20 protein-coding genes, 1 riboswitch and 1 other annotated feature are annotated in these 26,194 nt (G+C 35.0%); of the genes, 4 read left to right on the plus strand and 16 right to left on the minus strand.

Annotated features, from left to right (window positions below):
* The first annotated feature begins 191 nt into the window (after positions 1–191).
* Positions 192–1,412: a macrolide family glycosyltransferase gene (locus IEU88_RS05815; protein ID WP_103373110.1), complete on the plus strand. Its 1,221-nt coding sequence runs from the start codon at positions 192–194 to the stop codon at positions 1,410–1,412.
* Positions 1,413–1,520: 108 nt separating this feature from the next.
* Here the strand turns inward: IEU88_RS05815 and IEU88_RS05820 are convergent, their stop codons facing one another.
* The 10 genes from IEU88_RS05820 to hutH all read right to left on the minus strand — a co-directional run bounded on the left by IEU88_RS05820 (position 1,521) and on the right by hutH (position 13,962).
* The gene (locus tag IEU88_RS05820; RefSeq protein ID WP_103373111.1) at positions 1,521–2,804 is read right to left on the minus strand and encodes an adenylosuccinate synthase; all 1,284 of its coding nucleotides are present in this window, start codon (positions 2,802–2,804) and stop codon (positions 1,521–1,523) included.
* A gap of 291 nt (positions 2,805–3,095) precedes the next feature.
* Positions 3,096–4,499, minus strand: coding sequence for a replicative DNA helicase (gene dnaB / locus IEU88_RS05825; protein WP_096807954.1), 1,404 nt, complete (start codon positions 4,497–4,499; stop codon positions 3,096–3,098).
* A 30-nt stretch (positions 4,500–4,529) separates the two neighbouring features.
* Positions 4,530–4,976 (minus strand): 50S ribosomal protein L9, encoded by a 447-nt coding sequence (gene rplI, locus IEU88_RS05830; protein WP_096807953.1) that lies wholly within the window; start codon positions 4,974–4,976, stop codon positions 4,530–4,532.
* A complete protein-coding gene (locus tag IEU88_RS05835) occupies positions 4,973–6,940 on the minus strand; it encodes a DHH family phosphoesterase (protein ID WP_096807952.1) in 1,968 nt (655 codons plus the stop codon). Before IEU88_RS05835 ends, rplI begins: the two co-directional genes overlap by 4 nt.
* Before the next feature lie 14 nt (positions 6,941–6,954).
* Positions 6,955–7,866 (minus strand): DUF2232 domain-containing protein, encoded by a 912-nt coding sequence (locus tag IEU88_RS05840; RefSeq protein ID WP_103373112.1) that lies wholly within the window; start codon positions 7,864–7,866, stop codon positions 6,955–6,957.
* Positions 7,867–8,163: 297 nt separating this feature from the next.
* A complete protein-coding gene (gene metX, locus IEU88_RS05845) occupies positions 8,164–9,132 on the minus strand; it encodes a homoserine O-acetyltransferase MetX (protein WP_103373113.1) in 969 nt (322 codons plus the stop codon).
* A 61-nt stretch (positions 9,133–9,193) separates the two neighbouring features.
* A riboswitch (SAM riboswitch) is annotated at positions 9,194–9,292 on the minus strand.
* A 135-nt stretch (positions 9,293–9,427) separates the two neighbouring features.
* The gene (locus IEU88_RS05850) at positions 9,428–9,757 is read right to left on the minus strand and encodes an AzlD domain-containing protein (protein WP_096807949.1); all 330 of its coding nucleotides are present in this window, start codon (positions 9,755–9,757) and stop codon (positions 9,428–9,430) included.
* Positions 9,754–10,449 (minus strand): AzlC family ABC transporter permease, encoded by a 696-nt coding sequence (locus IEU88_RS05855; protein WP_096807948.1) that lies wholly within the window; start codon positions 10,447–10,449, stop codon positions 9,754–9,756. Before IEU88_RS05855 ends, IEU88_RS05850 begins: the two co-directional genes overlap by 4 nt.
* A 392-nt stretch (positions 10,450–10,841) precedes the next feature.
* Positions 10,842–12,125: a serine--tRNA ligase gene (gene serS / locus IEU88_RS05860; protein ID WP_096807947.1), complete on the minus strand. Its 1,284-nt coding sequence runs from the start codon at positions 12,123–12,125 to the stop codon at positions 10,842–10,844.
* Positions 12,126–12,190: 65 nt separating this feature from the next.
* Positions 12,191–12,392, minus strand: a binding site (T-box leader).
* A gap of 61 nt (positions 12,393–12,453) precedes the next feature.
* A complete protein-coding gene (gene hutH / locus IEU88_RS05865; protein WP_103373114.1) occupies positions 12,454–13,962 on the minus strand; it encodes a histidine ammonia-lyase in 1,509 nt (502 codons plus the stop codon).
* A 379-nt stretch (positions 13,963–14,341) separates the two neighbouring features.
* On the opposite strand from hutH, the gene IEU88_RS05870 reads away from it, so the two are divergent.
* Positions 14,342–15,157, plus strand: coding sequence for an NAD(P)H-hydrate dehydratase (locus IEU88_RS05870; RefSeq protein WP_318270733.1), 816 nt, complete (start codon positions 14,342–14,344; stop codon positions 15,155–15,157).
* Between the two features lie 186 nt (positions 15,158–15,343).
* On the opposite strand, the gene gyrA is transcribed toward IEU88_RS05870, so the two are convergent.
* The 6 genes from gyrA to dnaA all read right to left on the minus strand — a co-directional run bounded on the left by gyrA (position 15,344) and on the right by dnaA (position 24,746).
* A complete protein-coding gene (gene gyrA, locus IEU88_RS05875; protein ID WP_103373115.1) occupies positions 15,344–18,025 on the minus strand; it encodes a DNA gyrase subunit A in 2,682 nt (893 codons plus the stop codon).
* Positions 18,026–18,060: 35 nt separating this feature from the next.
* Positions 18,061–19,992 (minus strand): DNA topoisomerase (ATP-hydrolyzing) subunit B, encoded by a 1,932-nt coding sequence (gyrB, locus tag IEU88_RS05880; protein WP_174221775.1) that lies wholly within the window; start codon positions 19,990–19,992, stop codon positions 18,061–18,063.
* A gap of 12 nt (positions 19,993–20,004) precedes the next feature.
* Positions 20,005–21,120: a DNA replication/repair protein RecF gene (recF, locus tag IEU88_RS05885; protein ID WP_103373116.1), complete on the minus strand. Its 1,116-nt coding sequence runs from the start codon at positions 21,118–21,120 to the stop codon at positions 20,005–20,007.
* Positions 21,117–21,350, minus strand: a complete 234-nt coding sequence (yaaA, locus tag IEU88_RS05890; RefSeq protein WP_174221760.1) for a S4 domain-containing protein YaaA — start codon at positions 21,348–21,350, stop codon at positions 21,117–21,119. Before yaaA ends, recF begins: the two co-directional genes overlap by 4 nt.
* Before the next feature lie 655 nt (positions 21,351–22,005).
* Entirely contained in the window at positions 22,006–23,136 is a 1,131-nt protein-coding gene (gene dnaN / locus IEU88_RS05895; RefSeq protein ID WP_103373247.1) for a DNA polymerase III subunit beta, read from the minus strand.
* A gap of 242 nt (positions 23,137–23,378) precedes the next feature.
* On the minus strand, positions 23,379–24,746 hold the full coding sequence (dnaA, locus tag IEU88_RS05900; RefSeq protein ID WP_096807940.1) for a chromosomal replication initiator protein DnaA: 1,368 nt from the start codon (positions 24,744–24,746) through the stop codon (positions 23,379–23,381).
* A 719-nt stretch (positions 24,747–25,465) separates the two neighbouring features.
* Between dnaA and rpmH the strand changes: the two genes are divergently transcribed.
* Both rpmH and rnpA read left to right on the plus strand, forming a co-directional pair.
* Positions 25,466–25,603: a 50S ribosomal protein L34 gene (rpmH, locus tag IEU88_RS05905; protein ID WP_000240855.1), complete on the plus strand. Its 138-nt coding sequence runs from the start codon at positions 25,466–25,468 to the stop codon at positions 25,601–25,603.
* 151 nt (positions 25,604–25,754) lie between these two features.
* Complete coding sequence (rnpA, locus tag IEU88_RS05910; protein ID WP_096811182.1) at positions 25,755–26,099, plus strand: ribonuclease P protein component; 345 nt, start codon at positions 25,755–25,757, stop codon at positions 26,097–26,099.
* Positions 26,100–26,194: the final 95 nt, after the last annotated feature.

Below are 26,194 nucleotides of genomic sequence, written 5' to 3' on the forward strand. Positions count from 1 at the left end.
TAAAGCATAAAAGGGGATATAAGTGCTAAGGTGCTTACATAAGTTCTACTCCTCTTCGTAAGTAAGTGATTCATGAGCCAAACTCGTGTATAAAAAGTGCGCTTTATCATCTACTACCTATATCATATTGATGTCGAGATACCGAGACTTTATTGAGGTCACGGCCTCACAACATACAAGGAGGCGCAATATTGGCAAAAATATTATTTGTTAACCCAGGTTCTGCTGGGCATGTTAATCCAACCATTGCAGTTGTTAAAGAATTAGTGAAACGTGGCGAAGAAGTCGTTTATTATGCAAGTGATTTGTACAAAGATAAATTAAGTGAAACAGGCGCTGAAATTAGAACATTACCTACAGAAGCTATGATGAGTGCATTCACTCATCATGAAAATCATCACTTATTTAATGTCATTAATGGCTTATTGAGAACAGTAGATATTATTGTTCCACGCATTTTAAGAGAAACTAAAAATGAACATTTTGATTATATGATTCATGATTCTATGTTTAGTTGTGGCTATATACTTGCACAGAAATTAAATTTACCATCTGTTTCATCTGTTTCGTCTTTCGCACATACAAAAGCAACATTTGATACATTTATAAATCATTTAACTTCTACCGTGAATGCTGAGGAAATCCAACAAGCTGACGAAACATTTGAAGTATTAAAAAATCACGTAGAGAGCACATATAATGTCACTGTTCCTTCACGTTTTGAAGTCATGAATAACCCGGGAAATATTAACATTGCTTATGTGATGAAAGGTTTCCAAATCAATTATGATACTTTTGATCCAAATGATTATAAATTTGTTGGACCTTCAGTACTTAAACCTAATGTTTCTGGATTTATGGACCAAATCGATACAACGCGTCCAGTCATTTATATTTCCCTCGGGACAGTTTTCAACCAAAATGCTACTTTTTTCAATCATTGCTTTAAGGCGTTAGCAGATATTGATGCTTCATTCGTCGTTTCAATTGGTTATCGTAATCAACTCGAAGATTTTGATATGATACCATCTAACTTTACCGTTGCACAGTACGTTCCTCAAACAGAGTTATTACAACATACTGCCTTATTCTTAACCCATGCAGGCATGAATAGTACAAACGAATCTATGTTGATGGACGTGCCGATGTTAGCTTTTCCGCAAAGTGCCGACCAACCTGTTGTCGCCCAGCAGATTGAAAAGTTAAATATTGGTCGTCAATTAAATACAGAAGATATAACGCCAGAGCAATTAAAACAAACTGTGCTGGACATGCTAGCAGCATTACCATATTATGAACAAAATATTAAAAAAGTTAAATCTGTACAATCTAGTGATAAAACAGGTTATCAATTAGCAGTTGATCATATTCTAAACTTTCGTGATCAATACTTAACACAATCTAATATTTAAACAAAAAACCCCTTGCAGATATGCTAATTTGGAATAGCATGTGCAAGGGGTTTGTATATTTAAAATTTTATTTTTAATTCTAAAGGTTCGGGCATCTAACTAAGTAGCTTACCATAATGATTTCAATAAGTTTGTTTGGTTACGGTCGGGCCCTACAGAGAAGATAGAAATTTGAACATCACATAATTCAGAAATGCGTTCTAAATATCTGCGTGCGTTCATTGGCAATTCTTCTAATGAACGGCAACTTGTAATATCTTCTCTCCAACCTGGTAGTGTTTCAAAGATTGGTTTGCAACGTTGTAAATCTTTCAAGTTCGCAGGGTATTCTGTGATTTCTTTACCATCTAATTCGTATGCTGTACAAATTTTCACTTCTTTAAGACCTGTTAACACGTCGATAGAGTTAATAGAAAGGTCTGTAATCCCGCTTGCACGACGAGAGTGACGTAACACGACTGAGTCAAACCAACCAACACGACGTGGACGTCCTGTAGTTGTACCGTATTCACGGCCAACTTCACGAATATGGTCTCCATCTTCATCAAATAATTCTGTTGGGAATGGGCCATCACCAACACGTGAGGTATATGCTTTACATACGCCAATAACTTTCGATACAAATGTTGGTCCTACACCGCCACCAACAGTGACATTACCTGCAACAGGATTACTTGAAGTAACAAATGGATACGTACCATGATCGATGTCTAACATTACCCCTTGTGCGCCTTCAAATAATACTTTTTCTTCAGCTACAAATGCGTCATCCAAAACTTTTGCAGTGTCTGTAACAAACTCTGCTAAGCGTTGACCTGCAGCATAATAAGTTTCGAAAATTTCTTCAAATGATGGACACGCTTTATCAAACATGCCTTTGAAGTAGGCTGATTTGTATTCAATATTTTCTTTTAATAATTTTTCAAAAGTTTCTTTATCTAATAAATCAGCAACACGGATGCCAATACGTTGTGCTTTATCTACATAAGCAGGTCCGATACCTTTTTTCGTAGTGCCAATTTTATTATCTCCACGGCGTTCTTCTTCATATTCATCTTGTTTTATGTGATAAGGTAAAATAACTTGAGCGCGATTAGAAATACGTAAATTATCTGTAGAAATACCTCTTTCATTTAAACCGTCTAACTCTTTCAATAATGCGACTGGGTCGATAACGACGCCATTACCAATCACTGCTAATTTTTCTTTATAAAAAATACCAGATGGTACTAAGTGCAATTTATATGTTTCTCCACCAAATTTAATTGTGTGGCCTGCATTGTTACCGCCTGAAAAACGTGCAATAACATCTGCTTGTTCAGCTAAGAAATCTGTGATTTTACCTTTACCTTCGTCTCCCCATTGTGTCCCAACGACTACGATTGATGACATATGAGCACCTCCAAGTTTTTCTCAATTAACCATTAAGTATTCTACCAATACCAAACCGATATTGCAAACAAAAATCGAACATTGATTTTTTACGTTTTTTTAGTTTTTGGTAAATATCCAAATTTCACTCAACACACTATAAACTGACTGTTATCAAGGTTTTCAAAGACTTTTCTTTCAAATGCTAATACATACTTCATAAAATAATAAAGAATCAAACACAAACAAAAACCGTACAATAAATAAACCTGGTTATTTATTGTACGGAAAAAATAATTTTATTTCTTTTTCTTAACCCATATCTGCATGTGCATAATCGATGTCTGTAAATTTATTATATTGTTTCATAAAGTGTAGTTTCACAGTACCTGTTGGGCCATTACGTTGTTTGGCAATAATAATTTCAATCTCGCCGTTATCGTCATTGGTTTGAGGTTCATAGTTCGTATCTCCATCGTCGTCTTCCTCATCTTCGCCACGATTATAATAGTCATCACGGTATAGGAAGGCAACGATATCGGCGTCTTGCTCAATTGATCCCGATTCACGAATATCGCTCATCATTGGTCGCTTATCTTGACGTTGTTCTACGCCACGTGATAACTGACTTAGTGCAATGACAGGACATTCCATCTCTCTCGCAATCGCTTTGAGCGTACGCGAAATTTCAGATACTTCTTGTTGTCGGTTATCTGAAAATCTCGAGCCGCTACCTGATATTAATTGAAGATAGTCTATAACGACCATATCCAAGCCATGTTCTTGTTTTAAACGGCGGCATTTTGAACGGATATCTGTAATTCGAATGCCAGGTGTATCGTCAATAAATATCTTCGTTCTAGATAATTTACCTACTGCAATCGTAAAACGATTCCAGTCTTCTTCGGTCATCATACCTGTTCTTAAACGGTTGGAATCGACGTTCCCCGAACTACAAATCATACGTGTTGCTAATTGGTCAGCACCCATCTCAAGTGAGAAAATACCTACTGAAAAATGGTCTTCATGCGTAGCTACTTTCTGAGCAATATTAAGTGCGAAGGCAGTCTTACCAACAGAGGGTCTAGCCGCTAAAATAATTAAATCATTGCGGTTAAAACCAGCTGTCATTTGATCCAAATCTCGATAACCAGTTGGAATACCCGGCGTTTGACCACTATTTTGGTCAAGCAATTCTGCGTTTTCATATACTTCTCCAAGTACGTCTCTAATATCTTTAAAGCCGTCGCTTTCTCTTGTCGACGATAATTCTAAGATACGACGTTCGGCATCGTTTAGTATTGTATCTAATTCTAATTCGTCATTATAACCGTCGTTCGCAATACTATCAGCAGTTTGTATTAATTTACGTTTTGTTGCGTGTTTAAAAACGATATCTGTATAGTATTGAACGTTTCGTGTTGTTGGTACATTACTAGATAATTCTGCTAGATATTGTGGGCCACCCGCTTCATTTAGTCGCCCTTCGTACGACAACTGATCCATAATTGTAACCACGTCAATATCTTTATTATCTTCGTTGAGGTTCATCATGGCTCTAAAGATGTGTTGATGTGCGCCTCTATAAAAGGACTCAGGAAGTAAAACTTCCTGAGTTCTGTTTATCAGTTCCGGATCTATGATAATGGCACCTAAGACAGATTGTTCAGCCTCATTACTGTGGGGCATTTGATTTTGTTCATACATTCCATCCATTATGATTACACCTCATATCTCAATCCGTTTTTATTGTTCAACTGTGTGTACACGAATTGTACCTTCTACTTCTTTATCTAATTTAACTGGCACATTTGTGTAACCTAACGCATGGATACCATTTGGTAAATCCATTTTACGTTTATCTAATTTAATATCGTGTTGTTGTTGTAAAGCTTGAGCGATTTGTTTTGTGCTTACAGAGCCAAATAATTTTCCACCTTCACCTGTTTTAGCAGATACTTCAACTTCAATATTACTTAATGTTTCTTTTAATTTTTTAGCATCTTCAATTTCTTGTTGACGCTCAGCTTCAGCAGCTTCGTGTTGTTTTTCTAATTGTTTTAAATTACCTGGCGTCGCTTCAACTGCATAGTTTTTCTTCAATAAGAAATTATTTGCATAGCCTACAGGTACGTCTTTAACTTCGCCTTTTTTACCTTTGCCTTTAACATCTTGTGTAAATATTACTTTCATGTATTTTCACTCCTACTCATTTGTTCTGTTATTGCTTGTTGTAATTGTTCTATTGCTTCTTCGACAGTTACATCTTTTAATTGGGTCGCTGCGTTAGTCAGGTGACCACCGCCACCGAGTGCTTCCATTGTCAGTTGAACATTAACTGCACCAAGCGAACGGGCAGACATACCGACTAGGTTATCTTCTCTTCTAGCAATTACATAAGAAGCCTCTACGCCATCTAAACTTAACAGTTCATCAGCAGCTTGTGCAACTGTGACAGGATGGTAGATTTTTTCATCTGAACCGTGCGCAATGGCTACACCGTGATCTTGTAACTTCACTGTTTGAATTAATTCTGTACGATTAATATACGTATCTAAGTCGTCTTTCAAGAAATGCTGCGTCAAGATTGTATCAGCACCATGTGCCCGTAAATAACTTGCCGCATCAAATGTTCTTGAGCCTGTACGTAATGTGAAATTACGTGTATCTACGATAATACCTGCAAACATAATCGTCGATTCTAAACGTGTTAATCTTTGTTCTGTCGGTTGATATTCTAGTAATTCTGTCACTAGCTCTGCGGTAGAACTTGCATATGGTTCCATATAGACGAGTAATGGGCTAGAAATAAAGCTTTCGCCACGTCTGTGATGATCAATCACAACTTTACGATTTGCTTTATTTAAAATATTTTCATCAATGACCATTTCTGGTTTATGTGTGTCTACAACCACTAAAGTTGTCTTAGATGTCATAATATCCCATGCTTCATCTGATGTTATGAAACGATCTTTGAGTTCTGGTTTTTCATCTACAGCATCCATTACACGGCGTAATGTCGGATCAATATCCGAATCATTTAACACAATGTAAGCATCTAGATTATTCATCATAGCGAAGCGTGATACACCAATCGCTGCGCCTATAGCATCTAAATCTGGGCGTGTATGCCCCATAATAATGACTTTATCGCCTTCCATTAAAATATCTTTTAATGCGTGGGAGATAACACGTGCTCTGACACGAGTACGTTTTTCCATTGGGTCAGTCTTACCGCCATAGAAACGCACATTCCCATTCATATTCTTAATCGCAACTTGGTCACCACCACGCCCTAGCGCTAAATCGAGTCCAGATTGTGACAATTCTCCTAAGTCGATTAAATTCTCAGAACCTTCACCTACGCCAATACTTAACGTCAATTGTGCACGGTAACCCACGCTTTTTTCGCGTAATTGACTTAGTATACTAAAGTTAGACGCTTCAACTTCATCTAAAATATGTTGATTTAAATAAGCGACAAATTGATCAGAACTATACCGTTTGAAATAGATATTATATTCTGTCGCCCATCTACTTATCACACGCGTAACCATTGAGTTAATCTCTGATCGTTGTGTGTCATTCATATTTTGAGTGATTTCATCGTAGTTATCTAAAAATAGTGTGGCAATGATTGGTTTAGATGCTTCGTATAATGCTTGTGTGTGTACTTCTTCTGTTATATCGAAGAAATAAAGTACGTGTTCTTTTTCTGAATATCTTACACGGTAGTGATATTCATTTTCTTGAATTTCAACTTCTTGTGTCTTTTCTAATTGCTTTAAGATGTTAGGATATACTTCGTTGACTGGATCAGAAATAACATTTCGATCCAAACGCTCTGACATAAATTGGTTCATCCACTCTATGTTTTCATTTTCATCTAAGATAATCATACCAATCGGTAGCTTTTTAATAGCAGTGTTGCTACTTGCTGAAATTATTCCGCTTAGACTATCTACATAGCTATCCAGTTTTTGTAAAGCTTGTCTTACCATCAGTGCTGTCCCTATAATAATCACAAGTAAAACAACGGTGGCTATACCTGCAATCAATTGATTAAAAATAAACCAAACGACTACAAGCGCTATCGCTGTCAATACCATGATTATAAATGGTAAAATCAACGCTTTTTTAGTGGATTGACGGTTCATTCTTCCACCTCAAATCATTTTTTAATGATACGTTTTAAATTGATGCATAAATCTACAAAACCCAGGAGACTTACAATATGTGTTAATGGTGTTAAAATTGTCCCCACCACCATTAGAATGATAGTAAGTGCTGGCGGCATTGATTTTGCCTTTCCGAAAAAGTGAATCACACTTAACCCCTGAATATACATACATAATGATAACACAGTTTGAAAGTTTAATACGATAGTTTGAAATGCGCTTGGCTCGGTTGAAAACATAACACATATTAATACAATAATATATATCCATAATACAGAACGCTTCATTTGCCAAGCGTATAATGGTTTGAATATGGGCGTAGCGATTTTGAATTTACGCAAGATTGGAAAAGTAATAATTAAATTGATTAATATTAATAGAAAAACGCCAATAATAATATAACTTGGTAATTGAACTGATGATTGGCGGAATGTTTCTTCAAACATTTGTTTATAATCTGCGCTTACAGAAGCGTTAGCAATCACACTATACATCTGGTCTTTAAATGGTTTAATTAATGATGTAGCGTTTGGTATTTTTTTTAATGCTTGTAACATCATAAATGCAATTAACGCAATAATACTAATATACGTTGTTGTTATATAAAGTATACGTTCTTTAGATGTACGTTCTTTTAATAATTGACCCACTACAAAACTCACTACAAGCAAGAGGATCATAATGCTTAACACGAATATATTACCCAGCAATGTTGTTAACACAACTGTAACCACCGCTGTAAAAGCAAATGATTCTACAGATTTATGCCATAAAATAATACCTGGAATTGTTGCAAATAAGCCTAACAGCAACCCAAGTGGTGGTAATATATGTAAAGCTAAAGCCACTATAATTAACGTAATCACACTAAGTATAGTGGCTTTAGTATCTATTTTAGAAAACAAGTTCGCCACTCCTATACTAATTTTGTCTATGTTTATTATTTTAACCTCTTTAAAACTTTTATACAATTATTGACAATCCTTTTTAATAGAAGTTCCACTCAAACTATAAAATTCAAAAATAGACTAATACTTCAAAATGTACTTTTACGCATTAATTTGACCAAAATGCCTCATTTATTTCTGATGTTATGCTATAAAAATAAGACGTCCTGGTAAGGCAATCACTTCACTCTTTTAATCAACTAGAAAGCCATCTTCCAGACGTCTTATTTTTCCACGTACATCGTAACCATATATTTATTTTCTTTTGAATTTGGATACTTTTAAGAAATGATATAAATTGGGCGCCCAATCATTAAAATTAAGTAAAAAGCCATCATGTCCTACATTGTCCGGTACAAAGAAGTGTTTATGGTATTTAAAGCGAGCACCAGTCGCATATACCAAATCATCTGGATATAATAAATCATCTGTAAATCCCATCGTCATGACTTTAGTATCAAGACGTCCAAATACTTCATCTACATCTTTGCGATCTCTATCTATATCATGGCTATCTAAGACATCCAGTAGTGTTAAATAGCTCAATGGGTCAAAGTTTTTCTTGAATTTGTTACCTTGGTGTTTTTGATAATTCACAACTTGGTCCGGCGTAAAGCGTCTATCATAACTCTTAGACGAACGATAAGTTAAAAAGCCAAGTTGTCTTGCTATACTCATACCCTCGCTGTGATCTAATTGAATTGCTTGTCTAGCAATTTCATTAAATGCACGACTATATGAAGATGTTTTGTCTGTAGCAGCTAAAATAACTGCCTTATCGACCTCAAATTTATGGTTGTATAATAATTCTAATGCTTGCATGCCACCTAAAGAGCCTCCAATTAAAATATTAATTCGATCAAACCCTAACGTTTTAATACCTAATTCAATTGCATGTACAATATCTCGTAAAGTTAAATGTTTAGGAAAGTCTGCATCTGTATGTGCCGAACTAGAACCATATGGGCTCCCAATGACATTGAATGTTAAAAATTGATAGTCATGAATAGGCATATAACCACCATCTATAATGCCTCTCCACCACCCTGGATTATCATCCGTGCCATACGTCAAATGATTACCTGTTAATGCGTGGCATACCAGCACTAATGGTTGCCCTTGATACCCAACATGCTCATAACGTAATTTCAAATTTAAAATCGTTTCACCTGATTCTGTTGTAAATGGCCCTAATTCCAATGTATCAACTGTATAATTTGTCATCATTTACCTCCTACCTAGTAAAAAAACTTCTCACCTATTTATAATAAGTAAGAAGTTAAAATACTTATTATTCGACGAGTCGTTGGTATTAGCACCGTGCTTTAAAAGCCGGTTGCTGAAGCTTCATCGGGCCAAGTCCCTCTGCTTCTCGAAATAAGATTTAGTTTTAATTGTTAAAAAAAACGACGTATATAAAAGTGATTTACTTCATCAATGACGCACGCGTACTTCAAATTTCATAATTTTCTAATTATTGTCATTCTAACGGATTTTGGGATGTACTTCAATCATATATTTAAAATACCCATCTTAAAATAGCCATGAGCAAGATGCCGCCAACAATTGTCATCGTTAGACTTCGTGTAATGACTGCGATAATAATTGTTGGCACCATAGTAACTAAAAAAGGGATATTAATACTATAGATCATTGTTCCTTCATGTTGCTCTAACACACCATCTATAATTAATGCCGTAAACAGTGTGATTGGAATAAAGGATAACCATTTTACGATTGTTTCCGATAATCTAATTTTAGTTATTAATATAAAGGGTATGATGCGTGTTAACCAAGTAATCACACCGCATAACACGATGATTAATAACATGTGTAGGGTCGTTGTCATTTATCAATCACCACCCCTAAAGCAGCAGTAAAGATGGATGCTAATATAATGGCTACATATGAAGGCATGAAAAAGCTTAAAACAAACATTAGTATAATCACGCAAACGATTAATACTAGATAAGTCCTAATTTGTGATTGTTTAATAGTATCAAACTGCGATACAGCCAAAAATATAAACATCGCGGTAATCGCAAAGTCCAAACCAAAAGCATCGGGGTTAGTTATGTATTTACCAAAGACAGCGCCAACGATACTTGCAAATGTCCAAAATAGGTATGCTGTGATATTTAAACCATGTAGCCAGCGATCATTAATTTTTTCTCCTTTTAAATGTGGCGTGATAGCAACACCGAATGTTTCATCAGTAATGAGTGTAGACATCCCGATACGATTCCAAAAACCATAATCTTTATAACTTGGTGCAAGTGTCATACTTAATAAAAACATCCTTGAATTAACAATAAACGTAGTTAATGCGATTGCAGAAATGGGTGTCCCAGCAATGACTAACGCACATATAATAAATTGTGCAGCACCTGCGTAAACGAGTAAACATAACAAAATAATCTCGAGTAAATTAAAACCCGAAGCTACTGCTACAATACCAAATGAAAGTCCAACACCTGCGTAACCTAACAATGTAGGCACACATTCTTTGACACCTTGCCTAAAAGTTAAATGTGTTTCCATAACGCCACCTCCTAAAGTTTTTGTAATAAGAAAATAATATGACTATTTTAATACGACTCGTAAAATATATTCAATGCTTTTAGACATCTGCTTGTCTTACGTTAGACTAACCACAGTGTTAAAATGCTGTTTTTATAATAGTTTTAATTTCAGAATTTTTAAATCATTATTTTAGACGTCCCTCTTATAGTTAAGTAAAATGCTGTTTTTCTGTATTATTATCTATGATTAATCATTTAAATTGAGGCCTCCCTACCCTTTCTCCAAATTAAAAAAGCAGGAATAGTAATCTCGCAAAGATTACAATCCTGCTTTTTTAAAGCTAGATGATGCTAAGCTCATTTTAAACATTCACGTAGTTTATCATGATATTTAAACTTTAATTCATCTTTCTATTTAACTGGGCGTATAACTGTTTTACCGCCCATATAAGGTACTAATGCATCTGGAATTGTTACTGATCCATCTTCATTTTGATAGTTTTCTACAATTGCAGCAAATGTACGACCTACTGCTAAGCCACTGCCATTGAGCGTATGCACTAATTCCGGTTTTGCTGTTTTATCACGTTTAAAACGAATGTTAGAACGACGCGCTTGGAAATCAGTAATATTTGAACAAGAACTGATTTCTTTGTATTCGTTATAACTTGGTAACCAAACTTCTAAGTCATATGTTTTACTTGAACCAAAACCGATATCTCCTGTACATAAAATAACTCTACGATAAGGTAATCCTAACTCCTCTAAAATTGATTCTGCATGTTGTGTCATTTCTTCTAATGCGTTCCAAGAGTCTTCTGGTTTTTCAAAGCGCACCATTTCTACTTTATCGAATTGATGTAATCGAATTAAGCCTCTTGTATCTCTACCTGCAGAACCCGCTTCACTACGATAACAAGCTGATTGGGCAGTGAATTTAGCAGGCAACACATCTGGCTCAATAATTTCATTACGATAATAATTCGTTAATGGCACCTCTGCAGTTGGAATTGTATAAAGTCCTTCTTTTTCAATTTTGAATAAATCTTCTTCGAATTTTGGCAATTGTCCTGTACCATACATAGAATCGGCGTTCACTAATTGCGGCACCATCATTTCAGTGTAACCGTGCTGTGTCGTATGTTTCGTTACCATATAGTTCATCAATGCTCTTTCTAATTGAGCACCTTCCCCAGTTAAGAAGACAAATCTAGCGCCAGAAACTTTTGCGCCTCGTTCGAAATTAGCCATTTGTAATGATTCAACTAAATCCCAATGTGCTTTTTCTTCAAAGTCAAATGCTCTTGGCGTACCCCAACGTTTTAATTCTACATTCTCTTCATCAGAATCGCCTTCAGGCACATCATCATGAATGATATTTGGGATACGTGATAATAAATCTTCTAATTCTTTATCTACTTTATTTAAATCTGCATCTAATTGTTTGATATCATCGCCTAATTTACGCATTTCTACAATAACGTCATCTGCATTTTCTTTATTACGTTTTTTCTCAGCGATTTCGCCGCTCACTTTATTACGTTTCGCTTTCATTTCCTCAGCACTGCGAATAAGTTCACGACGCTTATCATCAAGTGCTAATACATCATCCACTACTTTTGCGTCCATACCACGTTTTGAAACTTTGTCTTTTAGTAACGTTGGTTCGTTACGAAATCGTTTAATGTCTAACATATCACTTTCCATCCTTTCAAATGTAAATATTTTCAGATTGAACACAAAAAAGACCACATCCCTATACAAGGGACGTGGTCTTTACGCGTTGCCACCCTATTTAACAGTCAAAAAAGACTGCACTTTCACAAAAATAACGGTTAAATCCGATTGTTCTTCTTTATAGTAGGTAGATTCATATTGACACTGATTGCTTGTTCTCACCAACCACAAGCTCTCTGAAATCAGACGATTCAACACTACTTATCCTACGAACAATAACTTTATTGAGTTGTTTTAAATATAGCAAATAACGCACCATTTTTCAAGACTGATGACATTGAAACAATTAAATTTCATTTGAATAAGCATGATCTAGTAAATATTGTGCAACAGCTTCGATATCTTTATGAAATTGTCGATCTTGTGTTATAGAGGGTACTACTTTGCGTAAAGCTTGATATTTGTCATACGTTTTAGGTGATAATTTTTCAATATCTTTATATTCTACTGCTTGAAGTGCAATAATAGCTTCTATTGCTAGCACACGCCGTGCATTTTCAATCATTTGATAGCCATGGCGAGAGGCAATTGTTCCCATAGACACATGATCTTCTTGGTTAGCTGATGATGGAATGGAATCTACACTCGCTGGATGTGCAAGTGTCTTATTTTCTGAAACCAAACTCGCTGCTGCGTATTGCATAATCATCGCACCGCTTTGTAGTCCTGGTTGTGGGCTTAAGAATGCTGGCAAGCCATTGTTTAATTGCGGATTAACAAGTCTTTCTAGTCTTCTTTCTGAAACATTAGCTAATTCGCTAACACCCAGTTTTAAGAAATCCAGTGCAAAAGCAATTGGTTGTCCGTGAAAGTTCCCGCCAGAAATAACGAACGTTTCATCATCTTCATCAAATATTAATGGGTTATCATTAGCTGCATTCATTTCAAATTCAAGTTTTTCTTTCACATAATTAAATACCTGGAAGCTTGCGCCATGTATTTGCGGGATACAACGCAATGTATAAGCGTCTTGTACACGAATGTCTCCTTGTGATGTAGTTAATTTTGAACCTTCAAGCCAATCTAACATACGTGCTGCAACATCGATTTGTTCTTTGAAATGACGTACTTTATGTACGTTTTCATGGTATGCGTCTGTTATACCATTTAATGCTTGATGTGTGAGTGCAGCAATCCATTCTGCTTGATAACCTATATCTTCCGCTTCTATATAATTAATCACACCTTGAGCAGTCATGGCTTGCGTGCCATTAATTAAAGCTAAGCCTTCTTTAGCCTGTAATCTTAAAGGGGTACGATTTAATAGATTTAAGACATACCGGCTGTCTACTTCCTCGTTTTTATAATATACGCTGCCTTCTCCGATTAGCGCTAAAGCTAGATGTGAAAGTGGCGCTAAATCTCCAGAAGCACCCAGTGATCCTTGTTGAGGAATAACAGGAATGATTCTATTGTTAATAAAGTATATGAGTTGATCTACTAAATCGACGGTCACACCAGAATGACCTTTAAGTAATGTATTTAGACGTAATACCATCATCACTAATGCAACGTCTTGTGAAAAAGGTTTTCCTATCCCACAAGCATGCGAACGAATTAAATTCACTTGTAATTGATTGTATTCTCCTTCATCAACCCGTACGTCACTGAATAACCCGAACCCTGTCGTTATACCATAAATCGTTTCTTTATTCTCTATAATCTTCTCTACGGTTGCTCGGCTTTGTTTTACACGCTGGTATGCATCATCCGTCACACTAACTTCATCGCTTTGATATAGTAATTCCTTTATTTTATTAATCGTTAAACTTTCTCCATTAAGTTGCAATGTCATATTTTCATCTCCTTGCTTTTAATGTGTTTCAATTAATTTGAGTATACGCTTACAAAATTTTAAGGACAATAGGTTAACGCATATCCGTAACATGGTATTAAATTAGTATTTTAATAAGGCAAAGTAAGTGATTTTATATTTTCTAAAAACAAATCCACGCTTAATACTTCTAACTATTGACTAAAATGCAAACCAGGTATAATATTTTCTATTGTATTTATAAAATAAGTAACTAGGGTAAATATAAGAATAGACTACACTTTGATAATGCTTAAAACCACGTATTATTTTATCGAAAATAATAAACTTACTCATAAAAAAATCAAATCATTAAAATAAGCTAAATTGATCATAATTTATATCTCTAAAGGAGGTTTCAATGTTGGAAACAATTTCATCCGTAAGTATTCCTAAGCGTAAAGACGAGACACATAAAGGGGATTATGGCAAAATTCTGTTAATCGGAGGCAACGCAAACTTAGGTGGGGCAATTATGCTTGCTGCACGTGCTTGTGTGTACAGTGGTAGTGGTTTAATCACAGTAGCTACACATCCAACCAACCATGCAGCGTTACATTCACGTTGCCCTGAAGCAATGGTCATTGACATCAATGATACAAAAATGCTCACTAAAATGATTGAGAACACAGATTGTATCTTGATTGGGCCTGGGTTAGGATGTGATTTTAAAGGAAACAATGCCATCACGTTCTTATTACAAAATATCCAACCACATCAAACACTTATCGTGGACGGAGATGCAATCACTATATTTAGTAAATTGAAGCCAGATATTCCAACCTGTAAAGTTATTTTTACGCCCCATCAAAAAGAGTGGGAACGTTTAAGTGGTATTCCAATAGAAGAACAAACTCACGAACGTAATCGTGAAGCGGTTGATAACATTGGCGCAACAATTGTGTTAAAAATGCACGGCACTGAAATCTATTTTAAAGATAGTGAATGCAAGCTTCCAATTGGTACGCCAGCAATGGCTACAGGTGGCATGGGCGATACACTTGCTGGTATGATTACAAGCTTTGTGGGACAATTTAATGACCTCAAGGAAGCAGTCACAAGTGCAACTTATACGCATAGTTATATTGGTGAAACATTGTCTGATAAAATGTATGTTGTACCGCCATCTCAACTGATAAGTGAAATTCCATATGCAATGAAATCATTAGAAAATTAAATAATACAAAAAGAGTGAGACAAAAATCTATTTTTCTAAAAAGAATGCATTGTCTCGCTCCTTACTAAAATGACTAGGGTTGAAAATATATATTTTCAACCCTAGTCATATGCTACCAATATTATATGAGCCTGAGACATTTCAATATATGCCTCAGGCTCATTTCTTGGATTACATCATTTAAATTTACGTTTCATCATTATCTTCGTTATCAATGTCTTCGTTGATACGGTCCATAAAGTCTTCTCTTACTTCTTGGCGACCGTCTTCATCTGTTTCATCCTCATCTTCTGTTTCTGTGTGGACAATATCCTCTGATAAATGATCATTTACTACTGATTCTGATTGTTGATTTTCACTTGCATTATCAGTACTTTCAATTACTTCATCATCTGTTTCTTGTAGCTCGTTTTCTTCAGCTTCTTTTTCTTCTTCATCTACTTTAGCTACCGTAGAAACAAATTGATCTTCGTTTAATTTAATCAATCTCACACCTTGTGCAGCACGGCCATTTTGTGAAATATCTTCTACGCCTATACGGATAATGACGCCTGCATTTGTAACAATCATCAAGTCTTCTTTACCTTCAACTGAAGTAATACATACTACTTTACCATTACGTTCTGTGATTGTTGCAGTTTTAATTCCTTTGCCGCCACGGTTTGATAAACGATATTCACTTACTGGCGTACGTTTACCGTAACCATTTTCTGTTACTACAAGGATTTCGTCATCTGTTTCTGCTTTAGTAACGTCTAGTCCTACGACACTATCGCCATCTCTGAGCGTAATACCTTTAACACCTGCAGCTGTACGCCCTAATGGACGTAATGCTGTTTCATTAAAGCGGATGAGCGAACCATGCGATGTACCGATGAGAATATCTTCATCCCCGTCTGTTAATCGTACTGCTATCAATTCATCGTCCTCTTTGAAACCAATAGCAATCTTACCGTTTTTGTTAATATGTGAGAAGTTACTCAACGCTGAACGTTTAACAATACCATTCAATGTTGCAAACACTAAATAATCTTCTTCACTTTCTAAATCTTTAACAGCAATCATTGTGCTAATTGTTTCGTCATTATCGAGTTCTATTGCATTGACTACTGGAATACCTTTAGACTGACGTGAGAGTTCAGGAACTTCGTATCCTTTTAGTTTATAAACTCTACCTTTATTTGTGAAGAATAGGACATGATCATGGGTGCTCAATGTTACAAGCTGACTTACAAAGTCTTCTTCTAGCGTTTGCATACCTTGTACGCCACGACCACCACGATGTTGTGCTCTATATGTTGAAACTGGTAGACGCTTAATATAGTTATTGTGGCTTAACGTAATAACAATTTGTTCTTCTGGTATAAGGTCTTCATCTTCAATGTTATCTAGACCACCCAATTGGATTTCCGTCTTACGTTCATCACCGAAACGTTCACGTACATCAATTAATTCGTCACGTACAAGTTGTAATAATTTTTCTTCATCTGCAAGAATTGCTTTTAACTCGTCTATATAAGCAATTAATTCGTTATATTCAGATTCAATTTTATCTCTTTCTAAACCTGTTAAACGTCTTAAACGCATATCTAGTATTGCTTGCGCTTGTCGTTCAGTTAATTTGAATTGTTCTTGTAAGTTTGCCATTGCAACCTTATCAGTGTCAGATTCACGAATCACACGAATAATTTCATCAATATGATCTAAAGCGATTCTCAAACCCTCTAAGATATGAGCTCGGTCTTGTGCTTTTTTCAAGTTGTATTCTGTTCTTCTTCTAACGACTACTTTTTGATGTTCAAGATATTCAACTAATGCTTCTTTAAGGTTAATTAATCTTGGCCTACCATTCACTAAAGCAATCATATTCACGCCAAAGGACGTTTGTAATGGCGTTTGTTTATACAAGTTATTTAATACAACACTCGCGTTTGCATCTTTACGTATATCAATAACCACACGTACACCAGTACGTAAACTTGTTTCATCACGTAAATCTGTAATGCCTTCAATTTTCTTATCACGTGCTAATTCAGCGATTTTTTCAATCATACGTGCTTTATTGACTTGGTAAGGCACCTCAGTCACAACGATACGTTGACGGCCGCCACCACGTTCTTCAATCTCAGCTCTTGCACGCATTTGGACTGAACCACGTCCAGTTTCAAACGCCCGACGTACGCCACTTCTACCAAGAATGATACCTGCTGTAGGGAAATCCGGTCCTTGAATATCTTCCATTAACTCTGCAATAGTAATATCCGGATTATAACTTAAGCTTAATACACCATTTATAACTTCAGTTAAATTATGTGGTGGGATATTAGTAGCCATACCAACCGCGATACCTGAAGCACCGTTTACTAGTATGTTAGGGAACCTGGATGGTAAGACTGACGGCTCTCTTTCATTACCATCGTAGTTATCAACAAAATCAATCGTATCTTTATTTATATCTCTCAGCATTTCAAGTGTGATTTTAGACATGCGCGCTTCAGTGTAACGCATTGCCGCTGCTCCATCGCCATCCATGGAACCAAAGTTACCTTGGCCATCAATTAAAGGGTATCGATAGCTGAAGTCCTGTGCCATTCTTACCATGGCTTCGTATATTGATGAGTCTCCGTGAGGGTGATATTTACCCATGACGTCCCCAACAATACGTGCAGATTTCTTATATGATTTATCAGGTGTCATACCTTGCTCGTGTAAGCCGTAAAGTATACGTCGATGTACTGGTTTCAAACCATCTCTAACATCTGGTAGCGCACGTGAGACGATAACGCTCATCGCATAATCTAGGAACGACTCACGCATCTCATTTGTTATATTTCGTTCATTAATTCTTGATTCAGGTAATTCAGCCATCAAGATATCCTCCTTCAAAAATTCAGTTCATTGTCTTAGAAATCTAAGTTTGCATAGACTGCATTGTCTTCAATAAACTGTCTACGATTCTCAACAACATCGCCCATTAACATCTCGAAAACTTGGTCAGCTTCTATAGCATCATCTAACGATACTTGCAGCATCGCTCTATTCTCAGGGTTCATTGTAGTCTCCCATAATTGATCGGCGTTCATTTCACCAAGACCTTTGTAACGTGCAATAGACCATTTTGGACTTGGGTCTAATTGCCCTTTAAGTTTTTCTAACTCACGTTCATTAAACACATAGTATTTTTGTTTTCCTTGTGTCAACTTGAATAATGGTGGTTGTGCGATATAAACGTATCCTGCTTCAATTAATGGTCTCATAAAGCGATAGAAGAATGTTAATAACAATGTTCTAATATGCGCACCGTCTACGTCAGCATCCGTCATCAAGATAATTTTATGGTAACGTGCTTTACTGAGATCAAATTCTCCACCAATACCAGTACCAAAAGCAGTAATCATAGAACGAATTTCATTATTGTTTAAAATTCTATCTAATCGTGCTTTTTCAACGTTTAATATCTTACCACGTAACGGTAAAATTGCCTGTGTTTCCGAGTCACGTCCAGACTTAGTAGACCCCCCGGCAGAATCACCCTCGACAATAAATATTTCACTGCGAGAAGGGTCTTTACTAGAACAATCGGCTAGTTTACCAGGTAAACTAGAGACTTCTAAAGCAGACTTACGGCGTGTCACTTCACGCGCTTTTTTAGCTGCAAGGCGCGCTTGGGATGCCATAATGCCTTTTTCTATTATTGTGCGACCCACTTGCGGGTTTTCGTATAAGAAGCGTTCAAAAAGTTCAGAAAATATACGGTCTACGACTTGACGTACTTCAGAGTTACCAAGTTTTGTTTTAGTTTGTCCTTCAAATTGTGGGTCACTGTGTTTAATTGAAACAACAGCTGTTAAACCTTCACGTGTATCTTCACCTGAAAGTCTTTCTTTATCTTCTTTCATAATTTTACTATTAATCCCATAGTTATTTAATACTCGAGAAAGCGCACGTTTAAAACCTTCTTCATGCGTACCACCTTCATACGTGTGGATGTTATTAGCGTATGTTAAAAGGTTTGTAGCGTAGCCTTTGTTATATTGAAGTGCAATTTCAACTTCAATATCGTCTTTTGATTGATGTACATAAATAGGCGCTTCATGGATAGGTTCTTTATTTTCATTTAACATTTCAACGTAAGATCTAATACCACCTTCATAGTGATATGTGTCTTCGCGGGTTTCCTCTTCACGTTCATCTCTTAATGTGATTGAGATACCTTTGTTTAAAAATGCAAGCTCTCTAATACGCTGTTGCAATATTTCATAGTTGTATGTCGTTGTTTCAGTGAATATCTCAGGATCAGCTTTAAAACGAATTGTCGTACCAGTGTTTTCATCTGTTTCTCCGATGACTTTCAAGTCAAACTGAGGTATACCTTTTTTATATGCTTGATGATATATATTTTCATCTTTGTAAACATACACTTCTAAATCTTCAGACAACGCGTTTACTACAGAAGAACCTACACCGTGGAGACCGCCGGAAACTTTATAACCGCCACCACCGAATTTACCACCAGCGTGTAATACAGTTAAAATAACTTCAACAGCAGGACGTCCCATTTTCTCTTGTATGCCTACAGGGATACCACGACCGTTGTCTGTTACTTTAATCCAATTGTCTTTTTCAATAACGACGTCAATTTGGTCAGCATACCCTGCAAGTGCTTCATCAATACTATTGTCGACTACTTCCCATACTAAGTGATGTAGCCCTCTCTCTGAAGTTGAGCCTATATACATACCTGGTCTTTTACGAACCGCTTCAAGACCTTCTAATACCTGAATCTGACCAGCACCATAATCTTCCGTGTTGTTCACATCTGACAATGCTTCCACCTTCACTTTCTGTTACTTTATAATTTCGCCTTTATTAATGCGATAAAGTTTAGCGTTTTTCATAATTTCATGATCAATGCCATCAACCGATGTTGTAGTCACAAATGTCTGCACTTTATGTTGAATTGTGCTCAATAAATGAGACTGACGTGAATCATCTAATTCACTTAATACATCGTCTAGCAATAGAATGGGATACTCGCCTACTTCAATATTCATCAACTCAATTTCCGCAAGCTTGATAGATAAAGCAGTCGTTCTTTGTTGCCCTTGTGAGCCGTAAGTTTGTGCATCCATACCATTTACGTTAAAACCTAAATCATCTCTGTGAGGCCCAAATAAACATATACCTCTATCTTTTTCACGATCTTTATTATCATCTAGTAAAGTTAAGACTTCCTCTAAGCGTTCTGTCTCACTTTTTTCTTCACCATCTAGCTTGATGCTAGGTAAATACTCCAATGACAGTGTTTCGTTTTCGTCAGTAATACCAGAATGGATAGGCTTTGCTAATGATTCAAGTTCCTTAATAAAATGTTCACGTCTGAGTGTAACTTTGAGTGCATATTCTGCAAATTGTTGGTTTAAGACATCAAGCATAGTGCTATCTGTCTTTTGCCCGTATTGCAATTGCTTCAAATAATTATTTTTTTGTTTTAAAATTCTTTGGTACTGAGACAAATCATTTAAATAGACTGCTGAGATTTGCCCAAGTTCCATATCTATAAATCTGCGTCTTATTTGAGGTGCCCCTTTGACAATGTTCAAATCTTCAGGTGCAAACAAGACAACATTTAAGTGACCAATATATTGTGTCAGTCTACTTTGCTCTAAGTGATTGATTTTTACTTGTTTACCCTTTTTAGTTATAAACATTGTTAAAGGCATCTCACCATACCTATAACTAAGTTCACCCTCTATTTTAGCATAGTCACTATCAAAACGTATCAATTCCTTGTCATTTGACGTTCTATGGCTTTTTGCCAATGCTAAAGTATATATAGATTCTAATAAATTTGTCTTTCCCTGAGCGTTTTCACCAATCAATATATTGACTTCAGGATGACAATTTAAGGTGATTGACTCATAGTTACGGTAATTGTCTAACTGGAGTGTCTTTAATTTCATTCTTCACCTTGGTGTATAATCAAAAATGAACCGACTTCTGGTATTTCGATGTTATCTTGATGGTTTAACTTCTTACCACGACGCGTTTCACGCTCACCATTGATCATTACTTCAAAATCTTGCAAGAACCATTTCGCTTGTCCGCCAGACTCAATAATACCTTCTGTCTTTAGAAATTGCCCTAAAGTAATGTCTCCATCAACAATTACTTCTTCAACCAAATCAATCACTCCATTCCTTTTAAACTCATCTATATATTATACCTTTTTTTTAGAAAAATTTCATGTAAAATACAGTTAGAAAGCGTTTTCTTGTGTGTTATTTTTACTTATTTCTGAAATTTATTTACAAAGGTGTTTAGAATAACGTATTACTCATATATTATAACAAACTTTTATTCATATTATTCGATTTCTTTAGAAAAATATTCTAACTTTAAAATTAATTATTAACAATTTTATTAACTATATATTAAATCATCACTTTTAAGTGTAACGATAGCAAACTGTTACAGTAATCTATCATTTTGCATTTTAAAGCGTTTCTAAGCTCATTTATTAATTTTAGGCATCTAAGTTCGTAATAGACTACTAAATGCTTATATTAAAGCTCTAAATAGCTTGTAGATAGTTAAATATATTTAATGCACTAAAATATGCTTTGTTAATATACACGGTTTATTTTGGTGAATTACTTCTAAAAATTATAAAACTCACTTAACTCAAGCTTCTTCATATAAAAAAGAGACCCATCTGGGTCTCTTTTTGCCTATCATACATTGCCTCTATAGGATTAATTCTTGATAATTCTTTTTTTAGCCATTCTCGTTGATGTACAAAAAGAATTTTTTAGAAAAGTATAATACTTACGCTTTCTTATAAGATTTTAATATGTTCTGATCGGTAAAATTAATTGCGTAACAGAGTCATCGTCTTTTGGTTTTAAGATAAATGGTTTCATCGTGCCAAAGAACTCAACTTCTACTTCATCATTATCGATCGCTTTTAAAGCATCCATCATATATTTAGAGTTGAATGAAATTTTTAAGTTACCGCCATCAACATTATTAGCTTTCACTTCTTCTTTTACAGTACCTATTTCTGGAGATGTTGAAGATAATTCAACTAATTCACTACCTGTGCTTAATTTAATAACGTTATTTCCACCTTCACGTGCTAATAAAGATGCACGATCAATCGCATGGTAAAATTCGCCATTATCTATACCAATTTTGATTTCATAGTTTTCTGGGAATAAACGTGAAGTATCTGGATAATGACCTTCTAATAGACGTGAAATAAAGTTTACATTACCCACTTTAAATAAAACTTGGTTTGATGCGAAGAAAATATCTATTTCTTCTTCATTGTCTGACATAATTTTATTTAATTCAGATAAGGCTTTACCTGGAATGATGACATTTTTGTTTTCAGATGCATCTTCTAAAGCGACTTTTCGCACAGCCAAACGGTGTGAATCAGTAGCAGTGCATATTAATTCATCATCCTGTATAAGCCAGTTAACCCCCGTTAGTACCGGGCGTGTTTCTGAGGTGGACACAGCGAAATTAGTTTGTGCAATCACGTTTTTTAAGACTTTCACAGATAATTGAATTGCATCATCGCGTGAAACTTGTGGTAATAACGGGTATTGATCTGGGTCTAAACCACTTAAGTTAAATTCTGAATGTCCAGAAGTGATTAAAGTTTGGAATTGTTCATTCGTTGATAATTTAACTTCTTTTCCTGGTAGTTTTTTAATAATATCTACAAAGAAACGACCAGGGAGTACAACTGAACCAGTTTCAGCAACTTCAATGATATCTTCTCCGTCAACTTGTTTAGGAATAGTGATTTCAATTGAGATTTCTGAATCTGAACCAGTGAGTATCACTTCATTGCTTTTAACTTCAATTTTTATACCAGTGAGTATAGGTAATGTTGTTCTTGGTGAGATTGCTTTTAGTGTATCATTTAATTGATTTATAAAATAATCTCTTCTAATTGTAAATTCCATTTTTTAAACTCCTTCCAGTCGTTTATATAATAATTATATAGGTTTTAAACCCGTAGTAATAGTAGTAGGGCTTGTGGATTAGGGGATAACTCAAATTATTTCACGTATGCCATCAGCTGATAACTGTGGATAACTTGTGCACAGTGTGTATTACTTTTACACATTGTCCACAAATCAGAGCAATACGTCAATTTGTTATATCTCCCAATTTATTCGTTTAATCTGTTATAGTACAGTCGATTTTATTGGTTTCTAATCTCTTTTTCTAAATTTTCAACTTCTTGTTTAAAGGTTGGATCATTATTGATATCTTTCACAATTTTTTCATGAGCATGAATCACTGTCGTATGGTCACGGCCACCAAATTCTTCCCCAATTTTAGGCAAGGAGAAATCAGTTAATTCACGTGATAAGTACATAGCAATTTGGCGCGGATAGGCAATTGATTTTGTACGTTTTTTCGCGCTAAAGTCTTCAATTCTTACACTATAATATTCGCCAACAACTTTTTGAATATCTTGAATGGTGATTTTTTTAGATTTAGGTGCTTGAATAATATCTTTTAAAGCAGCAGCAGTTAATTCAGTTGTGATTGGTTGTCCTTGTAATTTTGAAAATGCTAATACACGTGTAAGCGCACCCTCGAGTTCACGAATGTTAGATTGTATTTGATTTGCAATATACGTAAGCGCTTCAGTAGGAATATTAATATTTTCTTCGCCAATTTTTTTCTGCAAAATTGCCATTCTTGTTTCATAATCAGGTGGCGTTATGTCCACAATTAGCCCCCATTCAAAACGAGAACGTAAACGATCTTCTAATTTAGCAATTTCTTTTGGAGGTCTATCACTAGAAATAACAATTTGCTTATTAGCTTGATGTAAGTCATTAAAAGTATGGAAAAATTCTTCTTGAGTTTGTTCTTTGTTTTGAATAAATTGTATATCATCTATTAATAGCACATCGATGTTTCGGTATTTTTCTCTAAAACGTTCAGTTTTATTATCACGAATTGATTTAATAAACTCATTCGTAAATTTTTCACTTGATGTATAAATAACTTTAGCATTCGGGTTATTATCTAAAACATAATGACCAATAGCATGCATTAGATGCGTTTTTCCTAACCCTACACCCCCATATATAAAAAGTGGATTATACGCTTGCGCAGGTGCTTCTGCTACGGCTAAACTTGCAGCATGGGGGAATCTGTTGCCAGGCCCAATGACAAATGTTTCAAAGGTATTGTTTGTATTAAATTGTTCATCGCCGATTCTTGCTACATCGACTGTATCGAAGTCTATTTCATTTTCATTAGATTTTTGATTGCTATTTTGTTTCTCTTCAGATTTTAAACTTTCTAATTCATCTTCAGAGTAAAAAACTGGCATGATTTCATGCCCAATAGCTTCATATAATGCAGATTGTACTATTTCAACGTAATGTGTTTTCAACCAATTAGCTACAAAAGGATCATCAATCACTATGATAGCTTCATCATTTTGTAATGAATAAAGTTTTGTATCTTTTAGGAAAGTTTGATAGCTAGGATAGCTGACTTTCTCTTGAGCCAATGTTAAAACTTTTTCCCAAATTTCTTGTTCTGACATAATAACAAACTCCAACTTTCTAAATTTTAAAAGTTATACACAAAAATAACATGTGTGAATAAGTATAATCACAAGCTGTTAATAATTATCCACAACTTACACACAATCAGTGGATAACTTTATCATATACATAAGTTACTCACAGGGTTTTTGTATATTTTTTAATAAAATAACCCTTTATTTATCAATATTTAGATAACTTATCCACATAATTATACTTTTTAACAATCACCTCTGTCAAATAGGTGTGAATATGTTGCTAAATCGTAAATAACTCTGTGAATAGGATATAAATTATCCACAAAAACAATCATCTTATATGTGTATAAGTGGATAACTTACAAGAATTCATAGTATACCAAAAAATAACCGTTTTGTACGGTTGGGAAATAATTTATATAAAATGTATGAAAATTGTATAACTGAAACTGCGTATGCGTAGTTAAGTGAAAAAACAGGGAGAAGGGTTGCAAAACTTCTATATAATAGATAATTTAGAATGTAGTGTGATTAGGGAAGTATCAAAATTACATTAAATGAGGTAATAAAGTGCTTGAAATTGATACTTGCTTTATAAAAAAGATTTTGTTATATTGTAGTAGTTGCTTGAATTATGACTAGAAATTAATAATATTAAATCAAGACTTGAAGCAAAAAGCTTATATTAATTTATCTATTATAATGTTTAGATAACCGAATACAGATGGAGGTGTTTTTGCATGGTAAAACGTACTTATCAACCAAATAAACGTAAACATAGTAAAGTTCATGGTTTCAGAAAACGCATGAGCACAAAAAACGGTCGTAAAGTTTTAGCGCGTCGTCGTCGTAAAGGCCGCAAAGTATTATCAGCATAAGATCACTGACTCATCAGTGGTCTTTTTTTTGGTTTAAAATTCAGTGAATTAGTATGGATTTATTGTTATTATTTGAAAAAGTTTAAAGTACATGCTATAGATTGAAATATTTAACAGTAAATGTAATGAAATGATAAGTGAGTGATGTTTCTTGGAGAAGGCATACCGAATTAAAAAAAATAGTGATTTTCAATTTATATATAAAAAAGGGAAATCTGTTGCAAATCGACAATTTGTAGTTTACACAAAAGCCAATAAAGAATTAGAACATTTTAGACTAGGTATTAGTGTTTCTAAAAAATTGGGTAATGCTGTTGTAAGAAATAAAATCAAACGTGCTATCCGTGAAAATTTCAAGGTACATAAAGAAGATATAATACCAATGGAAATTATTGTGATAGCAAGACAGCCAGCTAAAGATATGAACACACTACAAATCCAGGCGAGTTTAGAACACGTGTTGAAAATAGCGAAGGTTTTTAATAAACGAATATAAGTAGAGTAGGGGAGTTATTTTAGTGGTAGCGCAGTCTTACCTCAGACAACCCTAAGGCTGACATTTAGAATTTTTCAGTTAAGATATTAGCTTTT

The sequence above is a fragment of the Staphylococcus nepalensis genome (genome assembly GCF_014635045.1).
In the GTDB taxonomy this organism is placed as follows: domain Bacteria; phylum Bacillota; class Bacilli; order Staphylococcales; family Staphylococcaceae; genus Staphylococcus; species Staphylococcus nepalensis.